22 protein-coding genes are annotated in these 25,160 nt (G+C 45.2%); 15 read left to right on the forward strand and 7 right to left on the reverse strand.

Going from position 1 to position 25,160, the window contains the following annotated elements; genetic code table 11:
- Positions 1-150: 150 nt before the first annotated feature.
- The 3 genes from QUB37_RS26460 to QUB37_RS26470 all read right to left on the reverse strand — a co-directional run bounded on the left by QUB37_RS26460 (position 151) and on the right by QUB37_RS26470 (position 2,177).
- Positions 151-387 (reverse strand): type II toxin-antitoxin system prevent-host-death family antitoxin, encoded by a 237-nt coding sequence (locus QUB37_RS26460; RefSeq protein WP_333167824.1) that lies wholly within the window; start codon positions 385-387, stop codon positions 151-153.
- Between the two features lie 78 nt (positions 388-465).
- Positions 466-1,470, reverse strand: a complete 1,005-nt coding sequence (locus QUB37_RS26465; protein ID WP_333167827.1) for a hypothetical protein — start codon at positions 1,468-1,470, stop codon at positions 466-468.
- Between the two features lie 146 nt (positions 1,471-1,616).
- The gene (locus QUB37_RS26470) at positions 1,617-2,177 is read right to left on the reverse strand and encodes a hypothetical protein (protein ID WP_333167829.1); all 561 of its coding nucleotides are present in this window, start codon (positions 2,175-2,177) and stop codon (positions 1,617-1,619) included.
- Positions 2,178-2,367: 190 nt separating this feature from the next.
- Between QUB37_RS26470 and QUB37_RS26475 the strand changes: the two genes are divergently transcribed.
- The 3 genes from QUB37_RS26475 to QUB37_RS26485 all read left to right on the forward strand — a co-directional run bounded on the left by QUB37_RS26475 (position 2,368) and on the right by QUB37_RS26485 (position 5,185).
- Positions 2,368-3,453, forward strand: a complete 1,086-nt coding sequence (locus QUB37_RS26475; RefSeq protein ID WP_333167831.1) for a T4 RnlA family RNA ligase — start codon at positions 2,368-2,370, stop codon at positions 3,451-3,453.
- A 201-nt stretch (positions 3,454-3,654) separates the two neighbouring features.
- Positions 3,655-4,530, forward strand: a complete 876-nt coding sequence (locus QUB37_RS26480; protein WP_333167833.1) for a phosphatase domain-containing protein — start codon at positions 3,655-3,657, stop codon at positions 4,528-4,530.
- A 70-nt stretch (positions 4,531-4,600) separates the two neighbouring features.
- Positions 4,601-5,185 (forward strand): Uma2 family endonuclease, encoded by a 585-nt coding sequence (locus tag QUB37_RS26485; RefSeq protein WP_333167835.1) that lies wholly within the window; start codon positions 4,601-4,603, stop codon positions 5,183-5,185.
- 253 nt (positions 5,186-5,438) lie between these two features.
- Here QUB37_RS26485 and QUB37_RS26490 read toward each other — a convergent pair whose 3' ends face one another.
- Together QUB37_RS26490 and QUB37_RS26495 are read right to left on the reverse strand one after the other, a co-directional pair.
- Positions 5,439-6,974, reverse strand: a complete 1,536-nt coding sequence (locus QUB37_RS26490; protein ID WP_333167838.1) for a mercuric reductase — start codon at positions 6,972-6,974, stop codon at positions 5,439-5,441.
- Positions 6,975-6,990: 16 nt separating this feature from the next.
- Positions 6,991-7,722: a TVP38/TMEM64 family protein gene (locus QUB37_RS26495; protein WP_333167841.1), complete on the reverse strand. Its 732-nt coding sequence runs from the start codon at positions 7,720-7,722 to the stop codon at positions 6,991-6,993.
- Between the two features lie 78 nt (positions 7,723-7,800).
- Between QUB37_RS26495 and QUB37_RS26500 the strand changes: the two genes are divergently transcribed.
- The 3 genes from QUB37_RS26500 (at position 7,801) to QUB37_RS26510 (ending at position 9,711) form a co-directional block, all read left to right on the forward strand.
- Entirely contained in the window at positions 7,801-8,829 is a 1,029-nt protein-coding gene (locus tag QUB37_RS26500) for an isochorismatase (protein WP_333167843.1), read from the forward strand.
- Between the two features lie 171 nt (positions 8,830-9,000).
- The gene (locus QUB37_RS26505) at positions 9,001-9,489 is read left to right on the forward strand and encodes a hypothetical protein (RefSeq protein WP_333167846.1); all 489 of its coding nucleotides are present in this window, start codon (positions 9,001-9,003) and stop codon (positions 9,487-9,489) included.
- Between the two features lie 75 nt (positions 9,490-9,564).
- Positions 9,565-9,711 carry a hypothetical protein gene (locus tag QUB37_RS26510; RefSeq protein WP_333167848.1) on the forward strand — a complete coding sequence of 49 codons (147 nt, stop codon included), beginning with the start codon at positions 9,565-9,567 and terminating at the stop codon, positions 9,709-9,711.
- A gap of 14 nt (positions 9,712-9,725) precedes the next feature.
- On the opposite strand, the gene QUB37_RS26515 is transcribed toward QUB37_RS26510, so the two are convergent.
- A complete protein-coding gene (locus tag QUB37_RS26515; RefSeq protein WP_333167850.1) occupies positions 9,726-10,736 on the reverse strand; it encodes a cysteine peptidase family C39 domain-containing protein in 1,011 nt (336 codons plus the stop codon).
- Between the two features lie 79 nt (positions 10,737-10,815).
- Between QUB37_RS26515 and QUB37_RS26520 the strand changes: the two genes are divergently transcribed.
- The 4 genes from QUB37_RS26520 (at position 10,816) to QUB37_RS26535 (ending at position 14,907) form a co-directional block, all read left to right on the forward strand.
- On the forward strand, positions 10,816-11,187 hold the full coding sequence (locus QUB37_RS26520; RefSeq protein ID WP_333167852.1) for a hypothetical protein: 372 nt from the start codon (positions 10,816-10,818) through the stop codon (positions 11,185-11,187).
- A complete protein-coding gene (locus QUB37_RS26525; protein WP_333167854.1) occupies positions 11,184-12,638 on the forward strand; it encodes a methyl-accepting chemotaxis protein in 1,455 nt (484 codons plus the stop codon). Before QUB37_RS26520 ends, QUB37_RS26525 begins: the two co-directional genes overlap by 4 nt.
- Before the next feature lie 195 nt (positions 12,639-12,833).
- Entirely contained in the window at positions 12,834-13,040 is a 207-nt protein-coding gene (locus QUB37_RS26530) for a hypothetical protein (protein ID WP_333167857.1), read from the forward strand.
- Between the two features lie 409 nt (positions 13,041-13,449).
- Positions 13,450-14,907 (forward strand): CHASE3 domain-containing protein, encoded by a 1,458-nt coding sequence (locus QUB37_RS26535; protein ID WP_333167859.1) that lies wholly within the window; start codon positions 13,450-13,452, stop codon positions 14,905-14,907.
- An 81-nt stretch (positions 14,908-14,988) separates the two neighbouring features.
- On the opposite strand, the gene QUB37_RS26540 is transcribed toward QUB37_RS26535, so the two are convergent.
- A complete protein-coding gene (locus QUB37_RS26540) occupies positions 14,989-15,120 on the reverse strand; it encodes a hypothetical protein (protein WP_333167862.1) in 132 nt (43 codons plus the stop codon).
- Positions 15,121-15,572: 452 nt separating this feature from the next.
- On the opposite strand from QUB37_RS26540, the gene QUB37_RS26545 reads away from it, so the two are divergent.
- The 5 genes from QUB37_RS26545 (at position 15,573) to QUB37_RS26565 (ending at position 24,611) form a co-directional block, all read left to right on the forward strand.
- A complete protein-coding gene (locus QUB37_RS26545; protein WP_333167864.1) occupies positions 15,573-18,338 on the forward strand; it encodes an HAD-IC family P-type ATPase in 2,766 nt (921 codons plus the stop codon).
- 777 nt (positions 18,339-19,115) lie between these two features.
- Positions 19,116-20,501, forward strand: coding sequence for a CmpA/NrtA family ABC transporter substrate-binding protein (locus tag QUB37_RS26550; protein WP_333167866.1), 1,386 nt, complete (start codon positions 19,116-19,118; stop codon positions 20,499-20,501).
- A gap of 79 nt (positions 20,502-20,580) precedes the next feature.
- Positions 20,581-21,423: a nitrate ABC transporter permease gene (ntrB, locus tag QUB37_RS26555; protein ID WP_333167869.1), complete on the forward strand. Its 843-nt coding sequence runs from the start codon at positions 20,581-20,583 to the stop codon at positions 21,421-21,423.
- Positions 21,424-21,620: 197 nt separating this feature from the next.
- Positions 21,621-23,621 (forward strand): nitrate ABC transporter ATP-binding protein, encoded by a 2,001-nt coding sequence (locus QUB37_RS26560; protein ID WP_333167872.1) that lies wholly within the window; start codon positions 21,621-21,623, stop codon positions 23,619-23,621.
- 144 nt (positions 23,622-23,765) lie between these two features.
- Positions 23,766-24,611 carry a nitrate ABC transporter ATP-binding protein gene (locus QUB37_RS26565; protein ID WP_333167875.1) on the forward strand — a complete coding sequence of 282 codons (846 nt, stop codon included), beginning with the start codon at positions 23,766-23,768 and terminating at the stop codon, positions 24,609-24,611.
- Positions 24,612-25,160 lie beyond the last annotated feature (549 nt).

Genomic DNA, 25,160 nt, shown 5'->3' on the forward strand with positions numbered 1-25,160 from the left:
ATGTCGCTCATGTTTCTGTGTCAAAAAAGCTTTATGATGTGATATTACCACGAAGTGTTACTATTTTGGAGATGTCTAGTAACTGCTGAGATGCTTTCCTAAGACCTTCTGGCCAGTAATTGCGAGCAATGACGCTAGTATCCAAGTAAATCAATAGCGTTCCTTCTGTCGTAGCCTAATGACTGTTGCACTCAGGGGTTCACCCTTTACTTGAATAGAGTCTCGGAATCTCTTGAGTTCAGCTAACCGCTGCTTTTTCGTGAGCGGCGGGACTACGCGAGCTACTACTTTACCTTCGTGTACGATTGTCACTTCTTCTCCTTTGGCCACCTTTTCCAAGATAGCTTGCAGGCTCTGCTTGGCTTCTTCAAGGCTAATCGCAGGCATCTTATTGGTTTTTTTAGGTACAATTTAATTGTACATCAAGGAAAACTTTAAACTTCAAATTTCAAATCTAAAATAGTATTAACGTGACCCAGCTTGAAGTGCAGAATTTGCTATCCCAACAACTTCTGACTGCCTTCCATTTTTGAGACTTACTCGGTAAAGTACACCCAGCCTTTGCCACTCCACATAAGAAATGCAGTAATTACCACAAGTCTGGAAATAAATTCCCCTAATTCCGCCTGCTAATTCAATGCTTCTATAAGTATCCCTAGGCAATTGCGAGGGAGGCGAAAACGGTTCATTTTTTTTAGCTGTGATTGTGCCAAAAGCACAAGCTCCGCCGCGGCAGTCTTTGCCTAAATACATTTCAACAATGTAACCGTGGGAGCCAGCTTGCACGTCAAAATCAAGTTGCTGAGTGTCAGATAAAGGAAGTAGGCTCGGTAGAAAAACAGGTACTCGTGTTTTGCCTTTGATTTGCTGAGAAATGTTACTTACTGGAAAACGAGTATTAGCTTGATTTGTACCTGAATTGTTGGGAATTGGGGGGAATTTTTGGACAAAGTTTCTCCATTGTACAACTCTAGTTTTCTCAACGTTCAGAGTAGGAATAGAATATTTTTCTACAGCAACAGATGGCTGGCCGCCTGGAAGGTCGAAATTGCGGCGAATTACTGTAATTTCTGGTTTACCTAACCCGTAAGTTGTGGCTGTGGTACGGGCGAGATTGCAGCTAATTTTGAAGTTTCCCATGTCAATGTTGCCATTTGCGGCTCCGTAAGACCAATTGTAACCGGCCCAAGTGCGATCGCGATCGCACAAAAAACGCGAAATCTCAAACATCTTGGCAATATGAACATCGTACAACCGCAACTTGGAGCTGCCGGCAGATTGTGTAGTATTGTGATCGGGTACAATAAATTGTATCGGTTGCCAGCTATCTTCACGGGAATAATTAAACCAGCGGATTTCTGTAATCGGGAGTTCAGTCCTTGCTAACGCTGAGTTTGGTGTCACAGGTGCGATAGTAAAAGCAGTCACCACACAAGCAAAAATCGCCGCAAATAGCCATCTTCCCCTCATCCTGATTTCTCCCTAAGTAGGTCAGCGCAAAAAAACAATAGCATCTTGTAAGGGGCGAGTGCGAGTTAAGATATATTATACAATAAGGGTAAGGTGCGCCCTTACGCACCCTACATATAGAAGTTGCGCCTCCCCGACTGCTAAACTTAACGCTTCCCAGCTTTAATAGCAGAATTTCCTATTAAAATTACATCGGATTCTCGTCCGTTCTTAATGGCGACGGTATACATAAAACCCTGAGTTTTCCACTGAAGAGTTGCTGTGCAGTAAGCCCCGCAACCGTTATGATAAACTCCTTTCACTCCGCCCGCAAGTTTGACATTTTTTAACGTCTTAGTTACCCCTTCTAGTTTTGTAGTAAACTCCCCGCCTTTTTGACCTAGAATTGACCCAAAAGAGCAAACTGTCGTACCGCCGCAATCTGGTTTATAATCGATTGAAATAGCATAGCTGTTTGCTTGTGCTGTAGTTGGATAGTACATTTTTCCCGAAAGCGGAATCCTGCTGGGAATAAAAATAGGCACTTGCGTTTTGCCTTTTAACTTTTGCAAAATTTGATTTACCGGAACCGCAGTGCCTCCTTGAGCAATTTGTGTTTTTCCAGATTGTCGCTGCGACAATTGCGAAGAGCCAAAAACAACCGAGGGAGGTACTAAAGCCGTCAATACACAAGCAGAAGTAGCCAAAAGTAATAATTTCTTCTTCACGGTCTTTTCCCTTAATATTCCAATAGTTTAGTTGGGCGGCGAACCGCATTCACGTATGTACAACCATAATTCAAAATACCAATTTAACACTCGCTTTTCCGGGAAAAATGTTTTTTGACTATCTTGACAAGGTTGCCAGAATATAAAGTCATCTATAATATAGAGAAGGCGAGCAATTTAGGAATAGAACGTGGAACTACAAGAGTATTTGCGCCAGCACGGATTGGAAACCTTGTCCGAAATTTATCATATCAAAGTTACCCGCCACCGCCAATATCCCGATTTAGTCTGTCTTAAATACTCGCAGATAGAATCTCCCCTGGGCGAAAGAATAGTCCAGCAGTGCCGAGGCATTATTTTAGATTCATCTCAAGATTGGCAGATAGTTTCTTATCCCTACGACAAATTTTTTAATTACGGAGAAATTCACGCCGCTGCAATTGATTGGAGTCATGCCAAAGTTTACGAAAAACTAGACGGTTCCCTGACTGTACTGTATTTTTACAAGGGAGAATGGAGAGTGCAATCTAGCGGCACTCCCGACGCCAGCGGCGAAGTTAATGGTTTTGGATTCAGCTTTGCCGAACTTTTTTGGAAAGTCTGGCAAGAATTGGGATATCAATTGCCACAAGAAACCGACCAGTGTTTTATCTTTGAATTGATAACGCTTTACAATAGAATAGTTGTCCAGCCCAAAAACAATCAAATCGTGCTGCACGGGGTTCGCAACACTCAAACGCTGCTAGAAACCGACCCGAGTATTTGGGCAAATAAATACGGATGGGAATTGGTCGCATCCTATCCTTTAACTAGCTGGAAAGAAGTTATCGAAGCGGCTCAACATTTAGATCCGATGAATTCAGAAGGGTATATTATCTGCGACGCTAACTTCAACCGAGTTAAAGTTAAGTCTCCGCAATATGTCGCGATTTCCCATCTGCGCGAAGGGTTTTCGACCCGCCGCCTGATAGAAATTGTTTTAACTAATGAAGGAGAAGAGTTTTTAGCTTATTTTCCTGAGTGGAGTGAGTTGTATCAACAAGTTAAGGAGAAATATCAATCTTTGGTTGAAAAAATCGAGGAAGCTTACCGACAGCACGAACATATCGAAGTTCAGAAAGATTTTGCATTAGCTGTGAAACATTTGCCGTATTCCGGGATTTTGTTTTCTTTGCGGGCCCGAAGAGTTGCGGGAGTGAAAGAAGCTCTCCGCGATGTTACTATTCATAAAATAGAAGAGTTGCTGGGTTTAGATTACATCCATTTAGGTTTGTAGAAGAAGAAGGCACGACACGGATTTTGACACGGATACACGGATTAATTATCGAGCGTGAGGCAAATGTTTAAGAAAGAGGGAAGAGGGAAGTTCGGCAACGAGCAATGTACGGGATGTAACGGATCTAACGGATGGAATGAAGAGGTAAGTATTTAAACAATGCCCAATGCCCAATGCCCAATGCCCAATGCCCAATGCCCAATGCCCAATTACCAATTACCAATTACCATGAAAAGAGTTATTGTACTGGTCGGTTTACCTGCTTCGGGAAAATCTCAATTTGCTAGGGAGTTGCTGCTGTCTGAACCTGCAAAGTGGGTGCGTAGCAATAAAGATTTGCTCAGAGAAATGGCTCACGCTTCTCATTGGTCGCCGGCAAATGAAAAGTTTATTGTGCAGTTGAGAGATACGATTATTTTGATGGCTTTGGAAAGTGGCAAGCACGTCATTGTTGATGATACTAATTTCGGGCCTCACATCGAGCATATCAAACAGTTGGTAAAAGGTAAAGCCATCGTCGAAGTTAATGATTCTTTCCTGCAAGTTCCGGTTGAGGAATGTATTAAACGGGATTTGAAAAGGCTTAATTCGGTGGGCAAAGATGTGATCATGAAGATGTACAATAAGTACGTGCGGGTTCCCGTTGCGCCGCCGGAATATAACCCGGATTTGCCGGATGCAATTATTGTTGATATGGACGGTACGCTGGCACTTCTAAACGGCAGAAATCCTTTTGATGCTTCTACGTGCGATCGCGATTTGCCAAATCAGCCAGTTTTAGATACCGTTCGCAAGTGGCAGTCCAGCGCCCATATTATTGTAGTGTCAGGCCGAACAGATGACTGTCAGCCTCAAACTGAAAAATGGTTGCAGCAGTACGAGGTTAATTATGCCAGTCTTTATATGCGGAAAACCGGAGATATGAGGAAGGATTCGATTATTAAAGAGGAGTTCTATCGGCGGCATATTGCAGAAAAATATAACATTAAGTTTGTTTTGGACGATCGCCAGCAAGTTGTTGATATGTGGAGAGGCTTGGGATTGACGGTATTCCAAGTAGATGAAGGGGATTTTTGACCTATGGTTTTTATGACAATTGTCCCATGCCTAATGCTATAATCAAAGTAACATTACAAAAAATTTTGTTATGATAGCCATTCCCCAAGAACCCCAAAAAATGACGGTTGAGGAATATCTCGAATGGGAAGCTCAACAAGAGATTCGCCACGAATATGTCAACGGCGAAGTTTTTGCCATGACAGGCAGTACAATTCCTCATAACGATATTGCACTTAACTTTTACACTGCATTGCGCCCGCATCTGCGTTCCAGAGGCTGTCGAATGAACGTGTCCGACGTGAAATTGCAAGTTAACTTTCAAAGCCGTTACTACTACCCTGATGTGATAGTCAGTTGCGATCCTGAAGACCTCAATTCCCGCAACTTCATTCAGAATCCTAAAATCATTGTGGAAGTTCTTTCTCCCAGTACAAGTGCTAAAGATCGGGATGAAAAATTCACTTGTTACCTAAAAATCCCGACTTTGCAAGAGTATATATTGATTGATTCACAAAAGATTTTTGTTGAACGTTACTGTCGGGGCGAGGGCAGAATGTGGCTTTACTATTCTTACACTGCTGGAGAGATTATCACTTTATCAAGTATTGGGTTTGATTTGCCGATCGCACTTTTGTATGAAGGTGTTGGATTGGAAACACAAACAGAAACGTAAATGGGAATATTGAAAACCGCAATCTCTGTAGGGGCGGGTTAACCGAAATCTTTAACACAAATCAAACAATCTGATAAACCCGCCCTCCAACACCCTATTTTACATCAACATTTGATTCAAGAAATTAATGGTAAATTTGTATTTTCTATCGGGTGGGGGCGGGTTTAGGAGATTATTAATTTTTTCCATAGATGGTTGGTGAACCCGCCCCTACGGTTCAATTGTACCTGGTGTTGATTCAATACAGTTCAAACTACCGCGTCCAAGCCAGCCAGCGATTAAACAAATTCTTCACAAACGGAGTCAAACGAGTGCGATTGTAAGCATCTCCGGCTTTCCGAATTGCATCAGCTTGTGTCGGATACGGGTGAATTGTGCTAGCAATCTTTCCCAAACCAATATTGTTAACCATTGCCAAAGTAATCTCGCTAATCATATCCCCAGCGTGTCGCGCTACAATAGTTGCACCTAATATTTTATCGCTGCCTTTTTTGACGTGAATTTTCACAAATCCTTCCTCTTCGCCGTCAATAATTGCCCGATCGACTTGATGGAAAGGAATTAAAAATGTATCGATATCAATGCCTTTTTCCTTAGCTTCGTGTTCGCCCAATCCGACGCGCGCAATTTCCGGGTTTGTGTAAGTACACCAAGGTATCGTCAAAGCGCTGAGCTTTTTGCGCCCAAAAAATAGAGTGTTTTGAATTACTATTCTCGCGGCAAAATCAGCAGCGTGAGTAAATTTATGTTTCATGCAAATATCACCTGCGGCATAAATGCGGGGATTAGTAGTTTGCAAATTGTCGTTGACAAAGACGCCAGTTCGTGTATCGTATTCAACGCCGATCGCCTCCAGATTCAATCCTTCGACGTTGGGCGATCGCCCTGTACTCACAATAATTTCATCTACTGTTACCGATGCTTCCTCACCTTGACATTTATAATAAATTACTTTGCCTGCATTTGTTTTCTCAACGCGCTCTATTTTGGATTCAAGTATTAGCTGAATTTTTTCCTTTACAAAAGCCTGCTGTACAATCGTAGCAGCCTCCGCATCTTCTTTGTCTAAAATCTGAGCATTTTTGTGCAGCAATACGACTTCCGAACCCAGTCTGCGAAAGGCTTGGGCTAATTCGCAGCCGATCGGCCCTGCGCCAATTACAGCTAAGCGTTGTGGCCTTTCCGTGAGGTTAAAGACAGTTTCATTTGTCAGATATCCAGCTTCCTGTAAACCTGGAATTTGCGGTTGTAGCGCCCTTGCACCTGTGGCAATTACTGCTTTTTTAAAGCGGAGAGTTTTGCCTGCAACTTCTACTGTATTATTGCTAGTAAAACGACCAGAACCTAAGAAAACATCGACTCCTAATTTGTCTTGGTAGCGTTGAACAGAATCAACATCGCTGATTCCCGCCCTGATGCGGCGCAGCCGTTCCATCACAGCGGCAAAATCCACTTCTACACTGTCAGGAACATTAACACCAAATTTACTGGCATTCCAGATCTCGCCGACAGTGCGGGACGCTCGAATCAGCGCTTTTGACGGTACGCAACCGACATTCAAACAGTCGCCGCCCATTAAATGTTTTTCAATTAAAGCAACTTTTGCGCCCAAACCTGCGGCACCTGCTGCCACAATTAATCCGGCGGGCCCCGCGCCAATTACTACTAAATTATAAGAACTAGCCGGCTGCGGATTTACCCAATCTGGCGGATGCAAATAGGAGACTAATTTCTGGTTGTGTTCGTCCATCGGGGGGACAGTTACGCGATCGACTTCTGACTGGGGCATTCGCAAATCCTCCTAATTAAATACTTTCTTCCAAAGCTTTGCTGGCTATGCGAGTGATAAAGACAGTAACAGCGACAGTAGCAAGAAAACTGATAATATTAATCAACCATTTTACTGCGGAATCTTGAGGACTTGCATAAACAGTTTGCGTGCCTATCGCAGCAACCTCTCCCACCAAAGAGCCGGAATAGACGTACATAATTGTACCCGGTATCATGCCAAAGGAACCCAGCACGTAATCTTTCAAAGAAACTTGAGTGATTCCCAGAGCGTAATTCAATAAATTGAAAGGAAATAAAGGACAAAGACGAGTTAAAAAAACTATTTTTAATCCTTGTTGGGAAACTGCGCGATCGAGAGCTTTAAACTTGGGGTGAGATTCCATATATTTTACCACGCGATCGCGGCACAAATAGCGCCCGATCGCAAAAGCAAATACAGCACCTAAAATGGACGCCGCAAATACGTAAACTGCACCCCACCACAAACCAAAAATCGCCCCCCCTCCCAGCGTCAGTACCGAACCCGGTACCAACAGCACAGTAGCCAAGTTATAAGTAGCTACGAAAGCCACTGGCCCCCACCAGCCTAAATCCTCAATCCGCATTAACAGAGTTCTCAAAACATCTTGAACGTAGGCAGATCTAGTTGCTACAATTAAGATAGCAAGCAAAAGTGCGATCGAAAAAAACAACACTATGCGTTTAAATTTTACCCTAGCATAATCTTGGATTCGTTCTTTTGCCATGATTCACCCGCAAATATTTATCAGCATTATACTCCAAACTTAAATTATTACTGTAAACTCACCTAAAAGCGATAGGTTATGACGCCAAAAGCCCAACTCCCAATCCCCGAACATTTCGACCCCAAAAAAGTAGGCGAAGTCTGGCAAGTCCCCTACCAAGAACGCGCCACCCAAGCGAAAGATTGGGCAAAGCAGCACAGCATCCAGCCAGCATCCAGCGACAAAAAACGCATTTGTTTGCTGATAATCGATGCCCAAAATACCTTTTGCTTGCCCGAATTTGAACTATTTGTTGGCGGGCGTTCCGGTAGTGGTGCAGTTGATGATAACCTGCGGCTGTGCGAATTTATTTACCGCAATTTAAACGCGATTACAACCATTGCGCCGACAATGGACACCCACACGGCCATGCAAATTTTTCATCCAATCTTTTGGATAAACGAAGCAGGCGAACACCCCCTACCTGCCGTCACATCAATTACTTTAGAAGACGTGCAGCAAGGCATTTGGAAAGTCAATCCAGCCGTCGCCGATAACATCAGCGGGGGAAATTTATCAGCACTGGAAAAACAGGCTTGTCACTACGTCAAAAAACTCAGCGACGATGGGAAATATCCCCTGACAATTTGGCCTTATCACTCGATGCTGGGTGGCATCGGACACGCGCTGGTTTCTGCGGTGGAAGAAGCAGTATTTTTTCATACTATAGCCCGCAATAGCCAAGCACTTTTTGAAATCAAAGGCGGGAATCCACTGACAGAAAACTATTCGGTTTTGCGGCCCGAAGTTTTAGATGGATTCGACGGCAATCCGATTGCTGAAAAGAATGCTAAGTTTATTGATAAATTGCTCGATTTTGATGCAGTAATTATTGCCGGACAAGCCAAAAGTCACTGCGTTGCTTGGACAATTGATGATTTGTTAACGGAAATTTTGGCGCGAGATCCGAATTTGGCAAATAAGGTTTATTTGCTGGAAGATTGCACTTCGCCTGTGGTGGTTCCGGGTGTTGTTGATTTTACGGAACAAGCAGATGCAGCTTATCAAAAATTTGCGGTGGCGGGAATGAATATTGTTCAATCTACTGAGTTAATTCTGGGCAGTTAAAGACGAGTGTTTTCTCTTGGGGTTTTCAGTGCAAAAAAAAGTATACATGATTAACCAGATGCGGTAATTTTTGTTTGCTTGGCACTCGGCTGCGATCGCATTTAACGGATTACTTATGATATCATATCCGAAAAATCACTTACTGTAGAAGTGTAATAAAGGAGTTTCCCGATGATTGCAAGCGAAATTTATAGTGTTGTTCTGTTTCGGGATGCGAGTGTGCGAGCAATTTCAAAACTCTCGGTGGCCATAGCCACGACTCTTCTGAGCACAGTTGTAACTGTAACTCAAGCCTACGCAGTTCCCGTAACCTACGATTTCACCATCACTGTTACCAAAGGCGGGTTAGCGGGCAACTCATTCGACGGTTCTTTCAGCTACGATGATGCCAAATTGAAGGGAACGGGAGTCGAAGAATTGGGAATTACTGAGGGATTAACTACCTGCCTAAATTACCTGGGACGCACTTATCGCGAAACCGATGATACCAGTTATCCTAACTTTCCCACACTCAGATTTGAGGATGGTAAGATTACACAACTAAACTTCTGGATTCAGCCGAATCAGCGAGTTAATTGGTGGAATTTACCTGGATGGGAAGTCAAGCTGTCTGAGCCTAAAATGGGCGATTCAACTGTTCCCAATTGTCAAAAACGGTGAGGCGTAGCTAAGGTGCGATCGATCGTCAAAATATAGCAGGAATTAGATGCAACTGCCTACGCTTACGGTAATTTCATGCAGCCATGCTACCAAGGTGCGATCGCCAATCATCTGCTGGGGCGATCGAATATTTGCGATATCGAGGAACGAATGACTCAAAGATTGTTTGAAAAAAACCGCATGATTCCTCTTCTCTGTCGGTCAATAGTTCCTCTGCGGTAGACGATTTTCAATAACTATTTCCCATCCAATCTGGGGACTTCTTGCAAAAAACTGCCGCTCAACATTAACTCAGTCATTCGGTCTAATTTGCCGCTGACCTTTAATTTTTTCTCTGTTTGAAAGCGCTCGATATCTGCTTGCAAATTACCAGAATTATATCCTAACTTACTCAAATAGTCAACAGCTTGTTTGTCACTTAACAAGATATCCGCCGAACGAAAAATCGGCACGTATTCTTCGCGCCAAATCTGGGTAAAAGTTGCCCTATCTAAATAGAAAATCCTGCCCCGCGCCGGGTCTCCAATGGCAGCTACACTGTCATTCATGCCCAGCAAAGCGACCGCGTGGGGTAGCTTCCGAGGGCCGTCAAATAGCCAAACTGCTAGCACTCCGGGGCGATTAATTTGCTGAATTTGCTCCCAAGTAGGCCTTAGTTCGATCGCATTTACGCCCAAAGCTCTTGCTGCTATTATTAACTGTGGCATCGAAGTTCCCAAGCGACTCGTCCGGGCAAAACGCGCTACACTCGATTCCGTCGCATCGATTCCCCAACGCCTTAACACTGTTGCTAGGGCGGCGGGCGCGCAACTGCTGTTAGATGTTTGTCGAAATACACCGTTGGGCTGTAAATTATCTATTAAATCATCGTAAATTGGCGCCATGAAATAGTTTTCAGCGCCTGTAAATCCTCCCAATCCCAACAAGCAAATTAAAATTACTGCGATTACTTGCGATCGCGCTGTCGCCCAACTTATACTAAACCCAATACCGCAGACTCCCATCAGCATCACTCGTAGCAAAGTCCAAGTAACTCGCATCCCGTGAAAGCGCCACTCGATCGGCAAAACAGGCATTTGAGGCATATTTAGAGCCAGTAGCAGCAAGGCAATATAAAAACCCAAAAAAGCTAGGGCGAGCGAATTTCTGCCCTTAAACAAATCATTAGCCGTCACTCCAGATCGAACTAACGCCCGCCCGAACCGCATTCCCCAGACAAACAGCACCGAACCCAGTACCAACGTCACTACTATTTCCATGAACTCAAAATTGTGTTGCTTAACTAGGTTGTAACATTTATGCGATCGACTTGAACCCCAATCAATAGTGAGAGAGAGGAAGAGTGACAGAGAGGAAGAGTGGGGGAGAGAATTTGACGATGTTTGGGTTTCGTTCCTGAATTTCCAGCTACAATCGAATAAACAGGATTTATCCAAAATCGAAGCAGGCAAAACAACCATCAATCCTAAAGACTTTGATCTGTATAGCTTGCTCGATATTAAGTTTTTTCAGGTTTTTCTTGATGAGTCTGAGTCAATGGTTGAGAATGAAATAATTCAGCTACCTAACCCAACAGGAGATATTGCTATGTTTGCCAACTTAAAGCTGAGAAACCGGAGGCGACTCGGATATGCAGTTCCCATTGCTTTGAAGGGGATTAATTTGTTTGTTTTTAAAGAGAGGAAAAAATCAAGATGATTAACTTCAAAGCCACCAAATTAAGAGATCGTATTCTGTGGGGATATTCCCTACCGATTTTGCTTTCAGTTGGAGCAGCTACTTTGGTTTTCTTTAATGCTAAAGAAGTAGAACACAAAGCAAAAGTGCTAAATAATTCTAATGCTATTGTTATAGGTTTAAAAGATCTTGAACTGGGATTCTCAGGTATGCAGAAAGCGGCTCGTGGCTATTTTTTGGCAAAAGATAGTGGTTTCTTAACTGAATACAATGAACAGGTAAACAGCTTTGACTACTTCTATCAGGATTTACTGAAGCGGGTTCAAAACCCACAGCAGCTCCAGCGACTAGATGAAATGAATGTATTACAAGATCAGATAGACCAAGGCTATAGACAATCCTTTTCTTTGGTCGATCGAGGTAAGCGAGACGATGGAATTAACTTGTGGAAAACACAAATTGTACCAAAGCTTCGTCAGGTTGATGCTATAGCTAAGGAGTTTGAAAGCACCCAACAAGAGATTTTAATTGACCGACAAAAAGAGCAAATTCAAGCTTTGCAGTTCCTGACTACAGTGGTGATTTTAAGCACTGCTTTAGCAGCACTTACGGCAATTGCGATCGCTCTGTGGATTGCTTCAGGCATTGCAAAGAGCATGAATCAGTCAGTCAATATGATTGTTAGTTCTTCCACAGAGATTGCCGCCACAGTAGAACAGCAGGAACGCACAGCCGCACAGCAATCGAACTCTGTAAATCAAACTACAATCACAATGGATGAGTTGGGCGCGGCTTCCCAACAATCAGCCCAGCAAGCCCAAGCTGGTGCGGAATCTGCACGGCAAGCTTTAAAGAGCACTGAAAGGGGAACCCTAGCAGTGGAGCAAACCCTGGAATCGATGACAATATTGAAAGAAAATGTCGGGGCAATGGCGGCCCAAATTCTGAAATTGAGCGAACAAACCGATCAAATTGGCAATATCTCTACTGATGTCACAGATTTAGCAAATCAAACAAATATGCTGGCACTAAATGCCTCAGTAGAAGCAGTCCGAGCGGGTGAAAACGCCAAAGGTTTTACTGTCATAGCCACAGAAATCCGCAAACTAGCAGACCAAAGTAAGAAATCAGCCGAGAAAATTAACCGACTTGTCGATGATATCAAGACAGCGATAAATTCCACCGTAACGGTGACAAAGGAAGGTACTAAAACAGTAGAAAAAGGAACCAAAATCAGTCAAGAAACAGCAGCAGCTTTCTCGGAAGTAGCAAATGCTGTTAACAATGTGGTATTGAACAATCAACAAATTTCTCTAACTGCTCAACAACAAGCAGTTGCTATTAAACAAGTAGTGGAGGCGATGAACAGCCTCAACCTAGCGGCAAAAGAAACCGCTAGTGGTATTACTCAAACTAAAGTAGGTACTCAACAATTGAACGAGGCAGCCCAAAATCTCAATTCAATTGTCTAAAGGGCGCTCAATCTTTTGGGCTAGCAGATTAGCAATTGATAGCATTGAATCAATCGATTTGAGATTTGAGATTTGAGATTTGAGATTCAAGCATTGACCCCACGGATAAATTCGGCGACTTTTTTATCGGATACAGGTTTTTTATTTCTGGGTCCTGAGTCTCCGAAGGAATGAATCCGGGGGCTTGTATCCTGGATGCTGTCGGTCAAAACGATCGCAGGCGATGGCATCGCCAAAGCCAAGGCGATCGAATTTCTGCCCTTAAACAAATCCTCTTGTGTAACGGGCGATCGAACTAACACCCGCCCGAACCGCATTCCCCAGACTAACAGCAGCGAACCCAGCAGCAGCGTCACTACTATTTCTATAAGTTCAGAATATGGTCGCTTAACTAGGTTTTAACATTTATGCGATCGACTTGAACCCCAATCAATAATGAGAGAGAGGAAGAGTGGGGGAGAGAAGTTGACGATGTTTGGGTTTCGTTCCTGAATTTCCCGCTACAATCGAATAAACAGGATTTATCCCAAATCCAAGCAGGCCAAACAACTCTTAATCCTAAAGGCTTGACCTGCATCGCTTGCTTGACATTAAGTTTTGCCAGATTTTTATTGATGAGTCTGAGTCAATGGTTGAGTTGGTAAAGCAAAGAAAGCAAAAAGAAGCGCTGGATTTTTTTACGAAAAAACTGGCATTAATTATGAATTAGTATTAGGGATTAAATAACTACTTTGGTAAAAAAGATCAGCAAATTATTGATGCTGTAAATTTCCCCACAAAAGTCAACAACGAATCAAGGAGTAAAAGTGATATGTGGCAAAATATTATTCGGCTTAGTAAAGTAGTTCCCTTGGGCTTCGGCTCCATTTTTTTGTTAATGATTAGCATCGGATTTGCCACTAAATTGAGTATGGATAAGTTAGCAAAAGCTATTGAGTGGCAAACGCACACTTATGTAGTCCAGACAAATTTGCAAGCCCTAGAAAAAACTTTATTGGATGCTGAAACAGGACAGCGAGGGTTTATATTCGCTGGAAAGGAAGAATTTTTAGAACCTTACAAAAAGGGGACAGTCGCTTTTTATAAAACAGTAAATGAGACCAAATACTTAGTAAAAGATATCCCTAAACAAGTTAAAACTTTGGAGGAAGTTGAAAATTTGGGTCAGCAAAAACTCAATGAATTAGCGGAAACTATATCCCTGAAAAGGGCTGGTAAAGAAGCAGAGCTAAGAGCATTGGTGATTTCAGGTAAAGGCAGGATGTTAATGGATGAAATTAGGGATAAGCTGGGAGAAATGCTTAAGGTAGAAGATGCTTTACTGGTTCAACGAACAAAATTAGCAAAACAGTCGGAGCAATTAGCGGTGATTGTTTCTATAGGAGGTACGGTTGTTGCTGTAGTATTGGGTTCATTTATTGTATTATTTATTTTTAATAAAATTATCCGACCAATCAATCAGGTAGCAAATACGATCGCCAGTTCTTCCACAGAAATTGCGGCCACAGTAGAACAGCAGGAACGCACAGCCGCACAGCAATCGAGCTCTGTAAATCAAACTACAATCACAATGGATGAGTTGGGCGCGGCTTCCCAACAATCAGCCCAGCAAGCCCAAGCTGGTGCGGAATCTGCACGGCAAGCTTTAAAGAGCACTGAAAGGGGAACCCTAGCAGTGGAGCAAACCCTGGAATCGATGATAATATTGAAAGAAAATGTCGGGGCAATGGCGGCCCAAATTCTGAAATTGAGCGAACAAACCGATCAAATTGGCAATATCTCTACTGATGTCACAGATTTAGCAAATCAAACAAATATGCTGGCACTAAATGCCTCAGTAGAAGCAGTCCGAGCGGGTGAAAACGCCAAAGGTTTTACTGTCATAGCCACAGAAATCCGCAAACTAGCAGACCAAAGTAAGAAATCAGCCGAGAAAATTAATCGACTTGTCGATGATATCAAGACAGCGATAAATTCCACCGTAACGGTGACAAAGGAAGGTACTAAAACAGTAGAAAAAGGAACCAAAATCAGTCAAGAAACAGCAGCAGCTTTCTCGGAAGTAGCAAATGCTGTTAACAATGTGGTATTGAACAATCAACAAATTTCTCTAACTGCTCAACAACAAGCAGTTGCTATTAAACAAGTAGTGGAGGCGATGAACAGCCTCAACCTAGCGGCAAAAGAAACCGCTAGTGGTATTACTCAAACCAAATTAGGCACTCAACAATTGAACGAGGCAGCCCAAAATCTCAATTCAATTGTCTAAAGGGCGCTCAATCTTTTGGGCTAGCAGATTAGCAATTTATAGCATTGAGTCATGAATTGATCTCGCCGCCGTCCAAGCTTGTCAAACAGTCGGCATCCAAGTCAAAACGATCGCAGGCGAGGGCATAGCGAAAGCCAGGGCGATCGAATTTCTGCCTTTAAACAAATCCTCTTCTGTAACGGACGATCGAACTAACACCCACCCGAAACGCATTCCCTAGACTAACAGCACCGAACCCAGCACCAGCGTCACTACTATTTCCATGAACTCAAAATTTTGTAGCTTAACTAGGTTTTAACACGCTCTGCGATCGATAACTCCTGACTCGTGCTCAATAATGAATCCGTGTATCCGTGACTTCCGTCTCGTCCCTTTCTTAAACCAAACCTAAAAATTGCAAAATGTCAAGAGACTCGATCGACTTTTACCCACCTTAGCCACCAAGTCCCAAACAAGATTTAGCGCCGGAAAAAATCCCCCAAATCTCTTGCCAAAAACGGACACATCGGTTGTAATATTGATATAACTCACAGCCCGTTAAAGTAATCAACAAACAATTAGGTCGCTCAATATATTCACGCTCCAACCAGCGATGATTTTTATGAAGCGTGCCATTCAGGAGCGCTCAAATCTCGTCTGACACCTCCAAATATTCAGGAATAATTATGCCAGTAATAGCCGCCAACGATGTAGACGTAGCAGAGCAATATTGGCACTACCTAGAAAGTTCAAAGGTTGCAACTATCTTAGAAACCAGCCTGGAAAGCGGTTTAGAGCCGACAGAAGCAAACCATCGACAACAGAAATTCGGGCCCAACAAACTACCAGTTAAACCAGGGAAACCGCCCTGGTTAAAATTTATTCTGCAATTTAACCAACCCCTCCCGATCATCTTGCTAAGTGCAGGTTTAATCAAAGCAGCGATGGGAGAATGGCTAAACGCTAGCGTAATTTGGGGCGTAACAATTACCAACGCTACTATTAGTTTCACCCAAGAAGCTGGAGCGGAGAAAAAAATTGAAGCCCTAGCCCAAGCTGTCACCAGCGAAGCCACAGTCATTCGGGGCGGCAAAAAATTAAAAATTCCCTCAGAAGAACTCGTAGTCGGCGACTTAGTAATCCTGACTTCCGGCGACAAAGTACCGGCAGACTTGCGCTTAGTGAAAGTGCGCGACTTGCAAATCGACGAATCGGGACTTACCGGCGAATCAGTTGCTGTCGAAAAAGAATTAGGAGTATCTGGAGACTTGGTTCTGCCACAAGAAACGCCACTAGCAGAACGGGATAACATGGCCTATGCCGGCAGTTTTGTCACTTTTGGCCAAGGTAGCGGCATCGTAATTGCGATCGCCAATAAAACCGAAACCGGCAAAATCTCCCAACTATTAGATCGGCACATCGATCTCACCACCCCCTTAACCCGCAAATTCAACCAATTCAGTCAAAACTGGCTGCTATTCGTGTTGGGAATGGCAACCTTGACCTTCGCCGTCAGATTGGGGCGGCCAGTGCCTGCGGGAGTTTCAGCCTTTAAAGAAGCAGTCGAACCCGCTGTCGCCCTGATTGTCGGCGCAATTCCCGAAGGCTTACCCGCCGTCATCACCGTCACCCTAGCCGTAGGCGTTTCCCGGATGGCAAATCGCCACGCGATCGTCCGCAAATTGCCCGCAGTCGAAACCCTCGGCGGCGCTACAGTCATCTGTTCCGACAAAACCGGAACTTTGACGGAAAACCAAATGACGGTGCAAGAAATCTATTCTGGCGGCGAATCCTACTTCGTTACGGGTACGGGATACAGCCCCGAAGGTGAAATTCAACTCAACCAACTGCCAATTACTGTCAGCCAAGCTCCAACTTTGCAAGAATGTTTGCAAGCTGGAATGATGTGTAATGACTCTCACTTGGAATTTAAAGATGATGATTGGATAGTCGTCGGAGATCCGACAGAAGGAGCGTTAATTGCTGCGGGCAAAAAAGCTGATTTGAGCCAGCAAATTTTGTCCAAGTCAATGCAGCGGCTGGATTCAATTCCCTTTGAATCTCAGTTTCAATACATGGCGACGCTGCACCGAACTCCCACTGGCAAAATTTTGTACGTCAAAGGTTCCGTAGAATCAATTCTCGGCCGCTGCGGTTCCAGTCTGGATACCCAAGGAAATCCGGTAGAAGTCGATCGCGAACAAATTCACCATCAAGTCGATGAAATGGCAAAGCAAGGCTTGCGCGTCTTGGCTTTAGCAAAAAAGCCAGTACCCCAAAGCCAAAATTCCGTCGATCACTCGGATTTGGAGTCGGGGCTGATTTTCTTGGGACTGCAAGGTATGATCGACCCGCCGCGGGCTGAGGCGATCGCAGCCGTCCAAGCTTGTCAAACCGCCGGCATCCAAGTCAAAATGATTACCGGCGACCACATCGCTACAGCCAAGGCGATCGCCCGCCGCATGGGATTCCGCAAAACTAAGCACCACAGGGAACTTGTAGCCTACACCGGCGCTCAACTCGCCACAATGAGCAAGCAGGAACTCGGCGAAGCCGTAGAAGCCGGCTCAGTTTTTGCCCGCGTCGCCCCAGAACAAAAACTCCGCCTCGTAGAAGCTTTGCAAAATCAAGGCGAAATCGTGGCGATGACGGGAGACGGCGTTAACGACGCGCCGGCGCTGAAACAAGCGGATATCGGGATTGCGATGGGCAGCGGTACTGAGGTTTCTAAGGAAGCCGCCGACATGATTCTTACCGATGATAACTTTGCGTCGATCGAATCTGCTGTCGAAGAAGGGCGATCTGTTTACAAAAATCTGCTCAAGGCAATTAGCTTCATTCTCCCAGTCCACGGCGGAGAATCGATGACAATTCTGTTCAGCACGCTCCTCGGTCGAGAATTGCCGATTTTGTCGCTACAAATTCTCTGGCTGAATATGCTCAACTCGATCACCATGACTGTGCCCCTGGCTTTCGAGCCTAAGTCTCAGAGGGTGATGAAACAACAACCGCGATCGATAAACGAACCTTTTCTCACCGGAAATCGGATCAAGCGGATCATCGCTATTTCTCTTTACAACTGGACTCTGATTTTCGGAATGTTTGAATGGGTGCGCCAAGCGGATTGGGGAACGTTGGAACTGGCCCGCACGATGGCGATTCAAGCTTTGGTAATGGGGAGAATTTTTTACCTGTTGAGTCTGGGCCAGTTGTTGCCTTCTTTGATTGCTAAATTTAGCGGTTATAAGGAAGAAGTTAGCGGCGCTCACGCCCTCGGTGTGGGAATTATCGTGGCGGTGATTTTGCAGATCATCTTTGCTAATTCTCCGTTTGTCAATCGCATATTTGAGACGGCTCCGATGAATCTGGAGCAGTGGCTGATTTGTTTCGGAGTCGCGCTACCGATGATTGGTGTTGCTCTCTGGGTCAACCGCTTTGACCCGCCCAACTAAGCTGCTGCCCAAAAGTGCGATCGAACTTGTAGGTACTGCCACCGATTAGTAATTTCGGGTGTTCAGAAACCCGGTTTCTTGAAGAAACCGGGTTTCTCTGTTTTACAGAAATCGAACCTAAAAGCCCACGTCATATCATATCCGTTAAATTACTTAGGATTAAGCGCCAATTTTAGTCCACCAATGAAAACCAGTTAACCCTTTGAAAACAGCCCATTCATAAAATATTAATTATTTCTGTATAATTAACTACAATTTACCATTAAAAACATAGAGATATATTAACAAAGTAAATGTGCGGTGGCTGCGATGTTTGCCGCTTATTGACAATAGATTTGAAGGCTGCCAGATCGGCATTTGCTACAACCTTTACCCAGAAAGTCTTATTTTGAACCAGTTTTGGTAAGCAAACCAGCTCGCCCTTCCCAACCCTTCCTTATCGATACCACCATCCGAAAAGATTTGCTTATCAATCAAATTTAATAATTGTTTTATAATTTCCGGAAGAGTGCGGTATAGTTAATTATCAAGTCAAGGAAACGTGCGACTCGCAAAAAGTGAGTTCACACAACTCGGCCGCTCGAAATATCAATATTAATCAAGTCAAATCAGCAGGGATAGTTTAAAGGCTTATGCTAGTGATAAATCTTTAGCTCCCTCCTGCCAAGGAGCGCTCAAAACAGTTCGCTAAATTCCCTTAGCGAGCAGAAAAAAAGCGCCTTGATAAACTTCAGTGATGTCGTTACAGAAGATTATGAATTGCAGCGAGGCTAGACTATGACAAAATTTTCAGAGCAATTTTCTCGGCGTAAATTTATCGTTACAGCAGGTGCATCTGCAGTCAGTTCAATACTGCTCAAAGGGTGTTTGGGAAATCCCCCAGAACCCGGTGCAACTGCCGGTGCTGACGGCGCAATACCCGCCGCTACCTCAGCAGTTGCTGTTGCCAACGAGAAAAGAGTCGAAGGAATTGAAAGCACTAAAATTACATTGGGATATATCCCGATCGTCGAAGCAGCACCTTTAATCATTGCTCAAGAAAAAGGCTTTTTTGCCAAATACGGCATGACTGAGGTAACAGTTGCTAAGCAAGCCAACTGGGGCTCTGCCAGAGATAACCTAGAAATTGGGTCGGCAGGCGGCGGCATTGACGGCGGCCAGTGGCAAATGCCGATGCCTTATCAAATTAGTAAAGGCCTGATTACCAAAAACAGCATCCAAATCCCGATGTATGTTCTAGCCCAGTTGAACACTCAGGGAAATGGAATTGCGATCGCGGCCAAACACCGAGGCAAAGGCATCGGGCTCAAACTAGACCAAGCGGCCCAAGACTACATGAAAGGCCTCAAAAAAGCAGGCACGCCCTTCAAAGCAGCCTACACCTTTCCCAAAGCCAATCAAGACTTTTGGATTCGCTACTGGCTAGCAGCTAACGGCATCGATCCCGACACAGAAGCCGAGTTGCTAACAGTACCGTCAGCGCAAACCGTAGCCAACATGAAAACCGGCAGCATGGACGGTTTCAGTACCGGCGACCCCTGGCCCCTGCGGATCGTCACAGAGGACATCGGCTTCATGTCCGCCCTGACGGGCCAAATCTGGAAACATCACCCAGAGGAATATCTCGCTATTCGTGGCGACTGGGTAGACAAACACCCCAAGGCCACAGAAGCCCTGCTAGCAGGACTGATCGAAGCGCAGCAGTGGTGCGACAAACCAGAAAATCGCCCAGAATTAGTAGCCATTACTTCTGGCAGAAACTACATTGACGTAGCTCCGGCAGTTTTGACACCTCCCTACCAGGGCAAGTACCTCATGGGTGACGGCCAACCAGAGATCGACGATTTCAAGATGAGTCCGCTGTACTGGAAAGACGACCTCGGCAACGTTTCTTATCCCTATAAGAGTCACGATTTGTGGTTTTTAACCGAAAGCGTTCGCTGGGGTTTCTTGCCCACAACAACCTTGGCAGATTCTAAGACAATTATCGATAAAGTCAACCGCGAAGATTTGTGGAAAGCCGCAGCAAAATTAGCCGGAGTTGCTGATGCTGACATTCCGAAAAATACGTCTCGCGGCGTTGAAAAGTTCTTTGACGGCACAGAATTTAACCCGGAAAAGCCAGAAGATTATCTCAAGAGTTTGGCAATTAAAAAAGTGTGATGGGGTCTTAGCTTCCCATAATTTAGTCTCGAAATTTAGTCTCGAAAATACACAGCACCAGACATAGGAGATTAGCAGCATGGCTGTAAGTACAAGTCGGAGAGGCGGCAATGCACAAGGATCTTTTGGCGAATTTTGGAAGAAGAATTCCCCAAATATCTTGCCGCCAATTTTAGGAGTTTTGGGGTTTCTGTTGGTTTGGCAATTCTTGTCAAGTACGGGACTGATCAAACTGCCGGGGCCGATCAGCATTTGGACTGACGAACGGACGCGGATTTTGTTGCTGTATCCTTTCATGAACTCCAAAACCTACGGAATTGGCTTATTTTGGCAGACGTTGGCGAGTTTGGAACGGGTGGCAAAAGGCTATACTCTCGCCGCTGCTGTGGGAATTGGCATGGGGGTTGTGGTAGGTACAAATCCTTTTCTAAATAAGGCTTTAGATCCGCTTTTTCAGTTTTTGCGGATGGTGGCCCCTTTGGCTTGGGTGCCGATCGCCCTGGCTGCACTGCAACAAAACGAACCTGCTGCTTTGTTCGTGATTTTTATCACTTCAGTTTGGCCGATTTTGATCAACACGGCTGAAGGTGTGCGCCAAATTCCAGACGACTATAACAACGTTGCGAAAGTGCTGCAACTTACTCGGAAAGAGTATTACCTCAATATCTTGTTTCCGTCGGCACTTCCTTACATCTTCACAGGATTGAGAATTGCGATCGGTTTGGCTTGGCTGGCAATTATCGCTGCGGAAATCGTGATGTCCGGGATTACAGGTATCGGCTTCTTTATTTGGAACGCTTACCAGCAAAACTACATCAGCGAAATTTTGTTAGCTGTAGTCTACATCGGGGCTGTTGGTTTGCTGCTCGATCGCATGATGGCTTGGTTGCAGCAAAAAATTGCTCCATCTCAAGGAAAATAGTTGTGCAAGTAACTCGCTAAATAATTTTGAGTTTTGAGTTGAAAGATTTGAGTTCAAAACTCGATATTTATATTTCAGGAAACTGCAATCTACACTGGGTTACGATATCAACAACAAGCGACAGTTAAAGCTAGCTGCTAATCAAGAAAAACAAGCAGCTAGCTAACTAACAAACCTACAAAAAAGGCAAGAAAATCATGTCTATTTTGATTGAAATAGAACAACTGGAAAAAGTATTTAATTTATCAGACGGCGGCACATACGTTGCTCTCAAAGGCATCGATCTGGAAATTGAAAAAGGCGAATTTATCTCCTTAATCGGACACTCCGGCTGCGGGAAATCTACGCTGCTAAATATGGTGGCAGGTTTGGATTTGCCGACAGAAGGATTGGTGACAATTGAAGGACAAAGAATCACCCAACCAGGCCCAGATCGCATGGTAGTATTCCAAAACTATTCCCTGCTACCTTGGCGGACGGTAAGAGAAAACATTACCCTAGCCGTAGACTCGGTAATGAGCGGCTTACCCAAAGCCGAACGCCTCGAAATCATTCAAAAACACATCGACATGGTGGGCTTAACTCCCCACGCCGAAAAACAACCTGCATTGCTATCAGGAGGACAAAAACAGCGCGTGGCGATCGCCCGTGCTCTGGCCCTGCGCCCCAAACTGTTACTTCTAGACGAACCCTTCGGCGCTTTGGACGCTTTGACTCGCGGCAACTTGCAAGAAAAGTTGATGGAAATTTGCCAAGAGTACGAAATTAGTGCTCTGATGGTAACTCACGATGTAGATGAGGCCGTGTTGCTGAGCGATCGCATCGTCATGCTCACCAACGGCCCAGAATCGAAGATTGGCGGGATTCTCGAAGTAGACATCCCCCGCCCCCGCAAACGGATGGAAGTAGTCTCGCACCCCAGCTACTACGCTCTACGTAGCGAAATGATTTACTTCCTCAACCAGCAGAAGCGCGTCAAAAAACTGCGGGCACGGAAAGTACCCGCGATCGCCCGCCACGGCCTGGAAAAAGTCAACCTCGAACTCGGCTTTATTCCCCTGGCAGCCTGTGCTCCCCTCGCTGTCGCCAAAGAAAAAGGCTTTTTTGCCAAGCACGGTCTCGATGAAGTCCACCTCGTGCGGGAAACAAGCTGGCGTGGCATCGTAGACGGCATCGCCGCAGGTTACTTAGACGCCGCCCAAATGCCCTCTGGGATGGCGATGTGGTTGAGCTTGGGGGGCCACCAAGAGCAGCCGATTCCGACGGTTACAGCCCTCACCATGAGCCGCAATGGCAACGGAATTACCCTCGCGAGGCGCTTTTACGACCAAGGAATCTACACTCTGGCAGACTTTAAAAAAATGCTCCAGAGAACGCCCGCGCAAACGCACCGTATGGGCATCGTTCACCCTTCTTCGATGCACAACCTGTTGCTGCGTTACTGGCTGGCTTCCGGCGGCATTGACCCGGATCACGATGTGTTGCTGAAAAATATCCCACCGGCTCAGATGATCGTTGACTTGCAGGGCGGCACTATTGACGGTTTCTGCGTCGGCGAACCTTGGAACTTGCGGGCCTCGATGGAAGGAGTCGGCTTTACGGTGGCGACAGATTTGGAACTGTGGCCGGGACACCCCGCGAAAATTCTCGGAGTTCGGGAAGACTGGGCAAATGCTTATCCCAACACTCACATTGCTCTAGTCAAAGCTTTGCTCGAAGCTTGCAACTATTGCGCCGATCCAAGTCGCGCCGCCGAGGTTTCGGAAATTGTCGCGGGAAGGGAGTATGTCGCCACCGACAAGAGTTACATCCAACTAGGCGACCCGAAATCTGTTGCTTGCAACCTCGATACTCCGATGCGGGAATACGCCCACCACTTGTTTTCTGGAGAGGGCGTGAATCGCCCAAGCCGCACCGAACAACTCTGGCACATGGTGCAGATGGCGCGCTGGGGGGATACTGTGTTCCCGCGCAACTGGGTGGAAATTCTGGAGCGGGTGGTGCGAGTCGGTGCGTTCAGCACGGCGGCGCGAGAGCTGGGGATGGCTGATATTACTTACACTCGCGGTTCTCTCAGCTTGTTTGACGGCTCGGTGTTTAATGCTGACGATCCGATCGGCTATCTCAACAGTCTGGCGATTAAACGGGATTTCACGATGGCGGAAGTTGTACTTGATTCCAACCGTAGAGTTGCTTAAATTGGTTTTCAGTAGGATGCAAACAGGGTAATTGCTAACTGTTTAGTTGCTCATTGCTAACTTTCAGAAGCCATCCGTTAAATCCGTTACAGAATCTGTGGCCAAACTTCTTTCACCTATAACCCACTAACAAGTTCCAAAATCATGCTCAACACCACTACGAACCAAACTCAAACCAAAAAGCAAGACAAGAAAGTAAAGGATCGCCGGAAGCCTTTTTTGGTGATGGAAAATGTTCACAAATCATACCCAAATGGTTACAGAGCTTTAGAAAACGTTAACTTGACTGTAGCTGAGGGAGAGTTTATTACGCTGATCGGACACTCGGGTTGTGGCAAGTCAACGCTGTTGAATATGGTGTCTGGTTTTAGCCATCCGACTCAAGGCAGCGTCAGAATTAGCGGGCAAAAAATTGAGAAGCCGGGCCCTGATCGCATGGTGGTGTTTCAGGGTTACGCTTTGCTGCCTTGGCGGACGGTGTTTGAAAATGTTTACTTGGCGGTTAATGCTGTATTTCCGAATAAGTCGAAGGTCGAAAAAAATGCGATCGTCAACGAGCATTTGGCGATGGTGGGATTGACTGAAGCTGCTGAGAAAAGACCGCCGCAAATTTCGGGGGGGATGAAGCAGCGGGTTTCGATCGCCCGCGCTTTGGCAATTCGCCCGAAAGTGCTGATTTTAGACGAACCTTTTGGTGCTCTGGACGCAATTACTAAGGAGGAATTGCAGGAAGAATTGCTGAAAATCTGGAACGATCACCGCTGTACGGTGTTGATGATTACTCACGATATAGACGAAGCGCTGTTTTTGGCCGATCGACTGGTGATGATGACTAATGGCCCGTCGGCGACAATTGGCGAGGTTCTGGAGATTCCTTTTCCGCGTCCGCGCGATCGGGTTCAAATGATGGAAGATCCGGAATACTACAATTTGCGGAACTACGCCCTAGATTTCCTATTCCGTCGTTTTGCACATGATCACGATGCCTAATCGGTTGGGAAATCAAAGTTAAAGAAGAGAATATGAGACTTATCGAACAAGTTTAATTCTTGTCGGCAGTAGGGGTTAGGCATCCTGCCGGCCCAAGACGAGCTTTTTTGCAGAAGTCTATTGAAAAGTTGAAGCCCCAGTGTTCCCCGATGTCAGGGGAACATCGCTACGGGCGCAATTTTCCCGATCCGGTTGGGTAAACTGAAGCTTAATGGTGGGCGAGAAGTTTTTTCGGACGTTCGGATCTTTTTCTGAGCTTTTACGTCTACCAGCGAAGAGACCCGATTGCCTAGCTGTCGGTAAGCTGGCATGAACAGAGCCCACCTTCGATCGAGGGTGGGCTTCTTCTTCATCTTATTAACCGTTTTTGGGCGATCGGTGGTTGGTGCATTCCACCCTTGGAAGTGGCACACAGTGGGACGTTGATTAGTGTTTGATGAATTAAGGCTTTTGTCAAAATAGCGGTTTTCAGTTGACCAAGAAAAATGGGATACAAGCCCCGTCCTTCTAGGACGGCTTTTCTTGATTTCTAATATACTCCTTCAAAAC

Source organism: Microcoleus sp. AT3-A2 (assembly GCF_036705685.1).
Taxonomy (GTDB): domain Bacteria; phylum Cyanobacteriota; class Cyanobacteriia; order Cyanobacteriales; family Microcoleaceae; genus Microcoleus.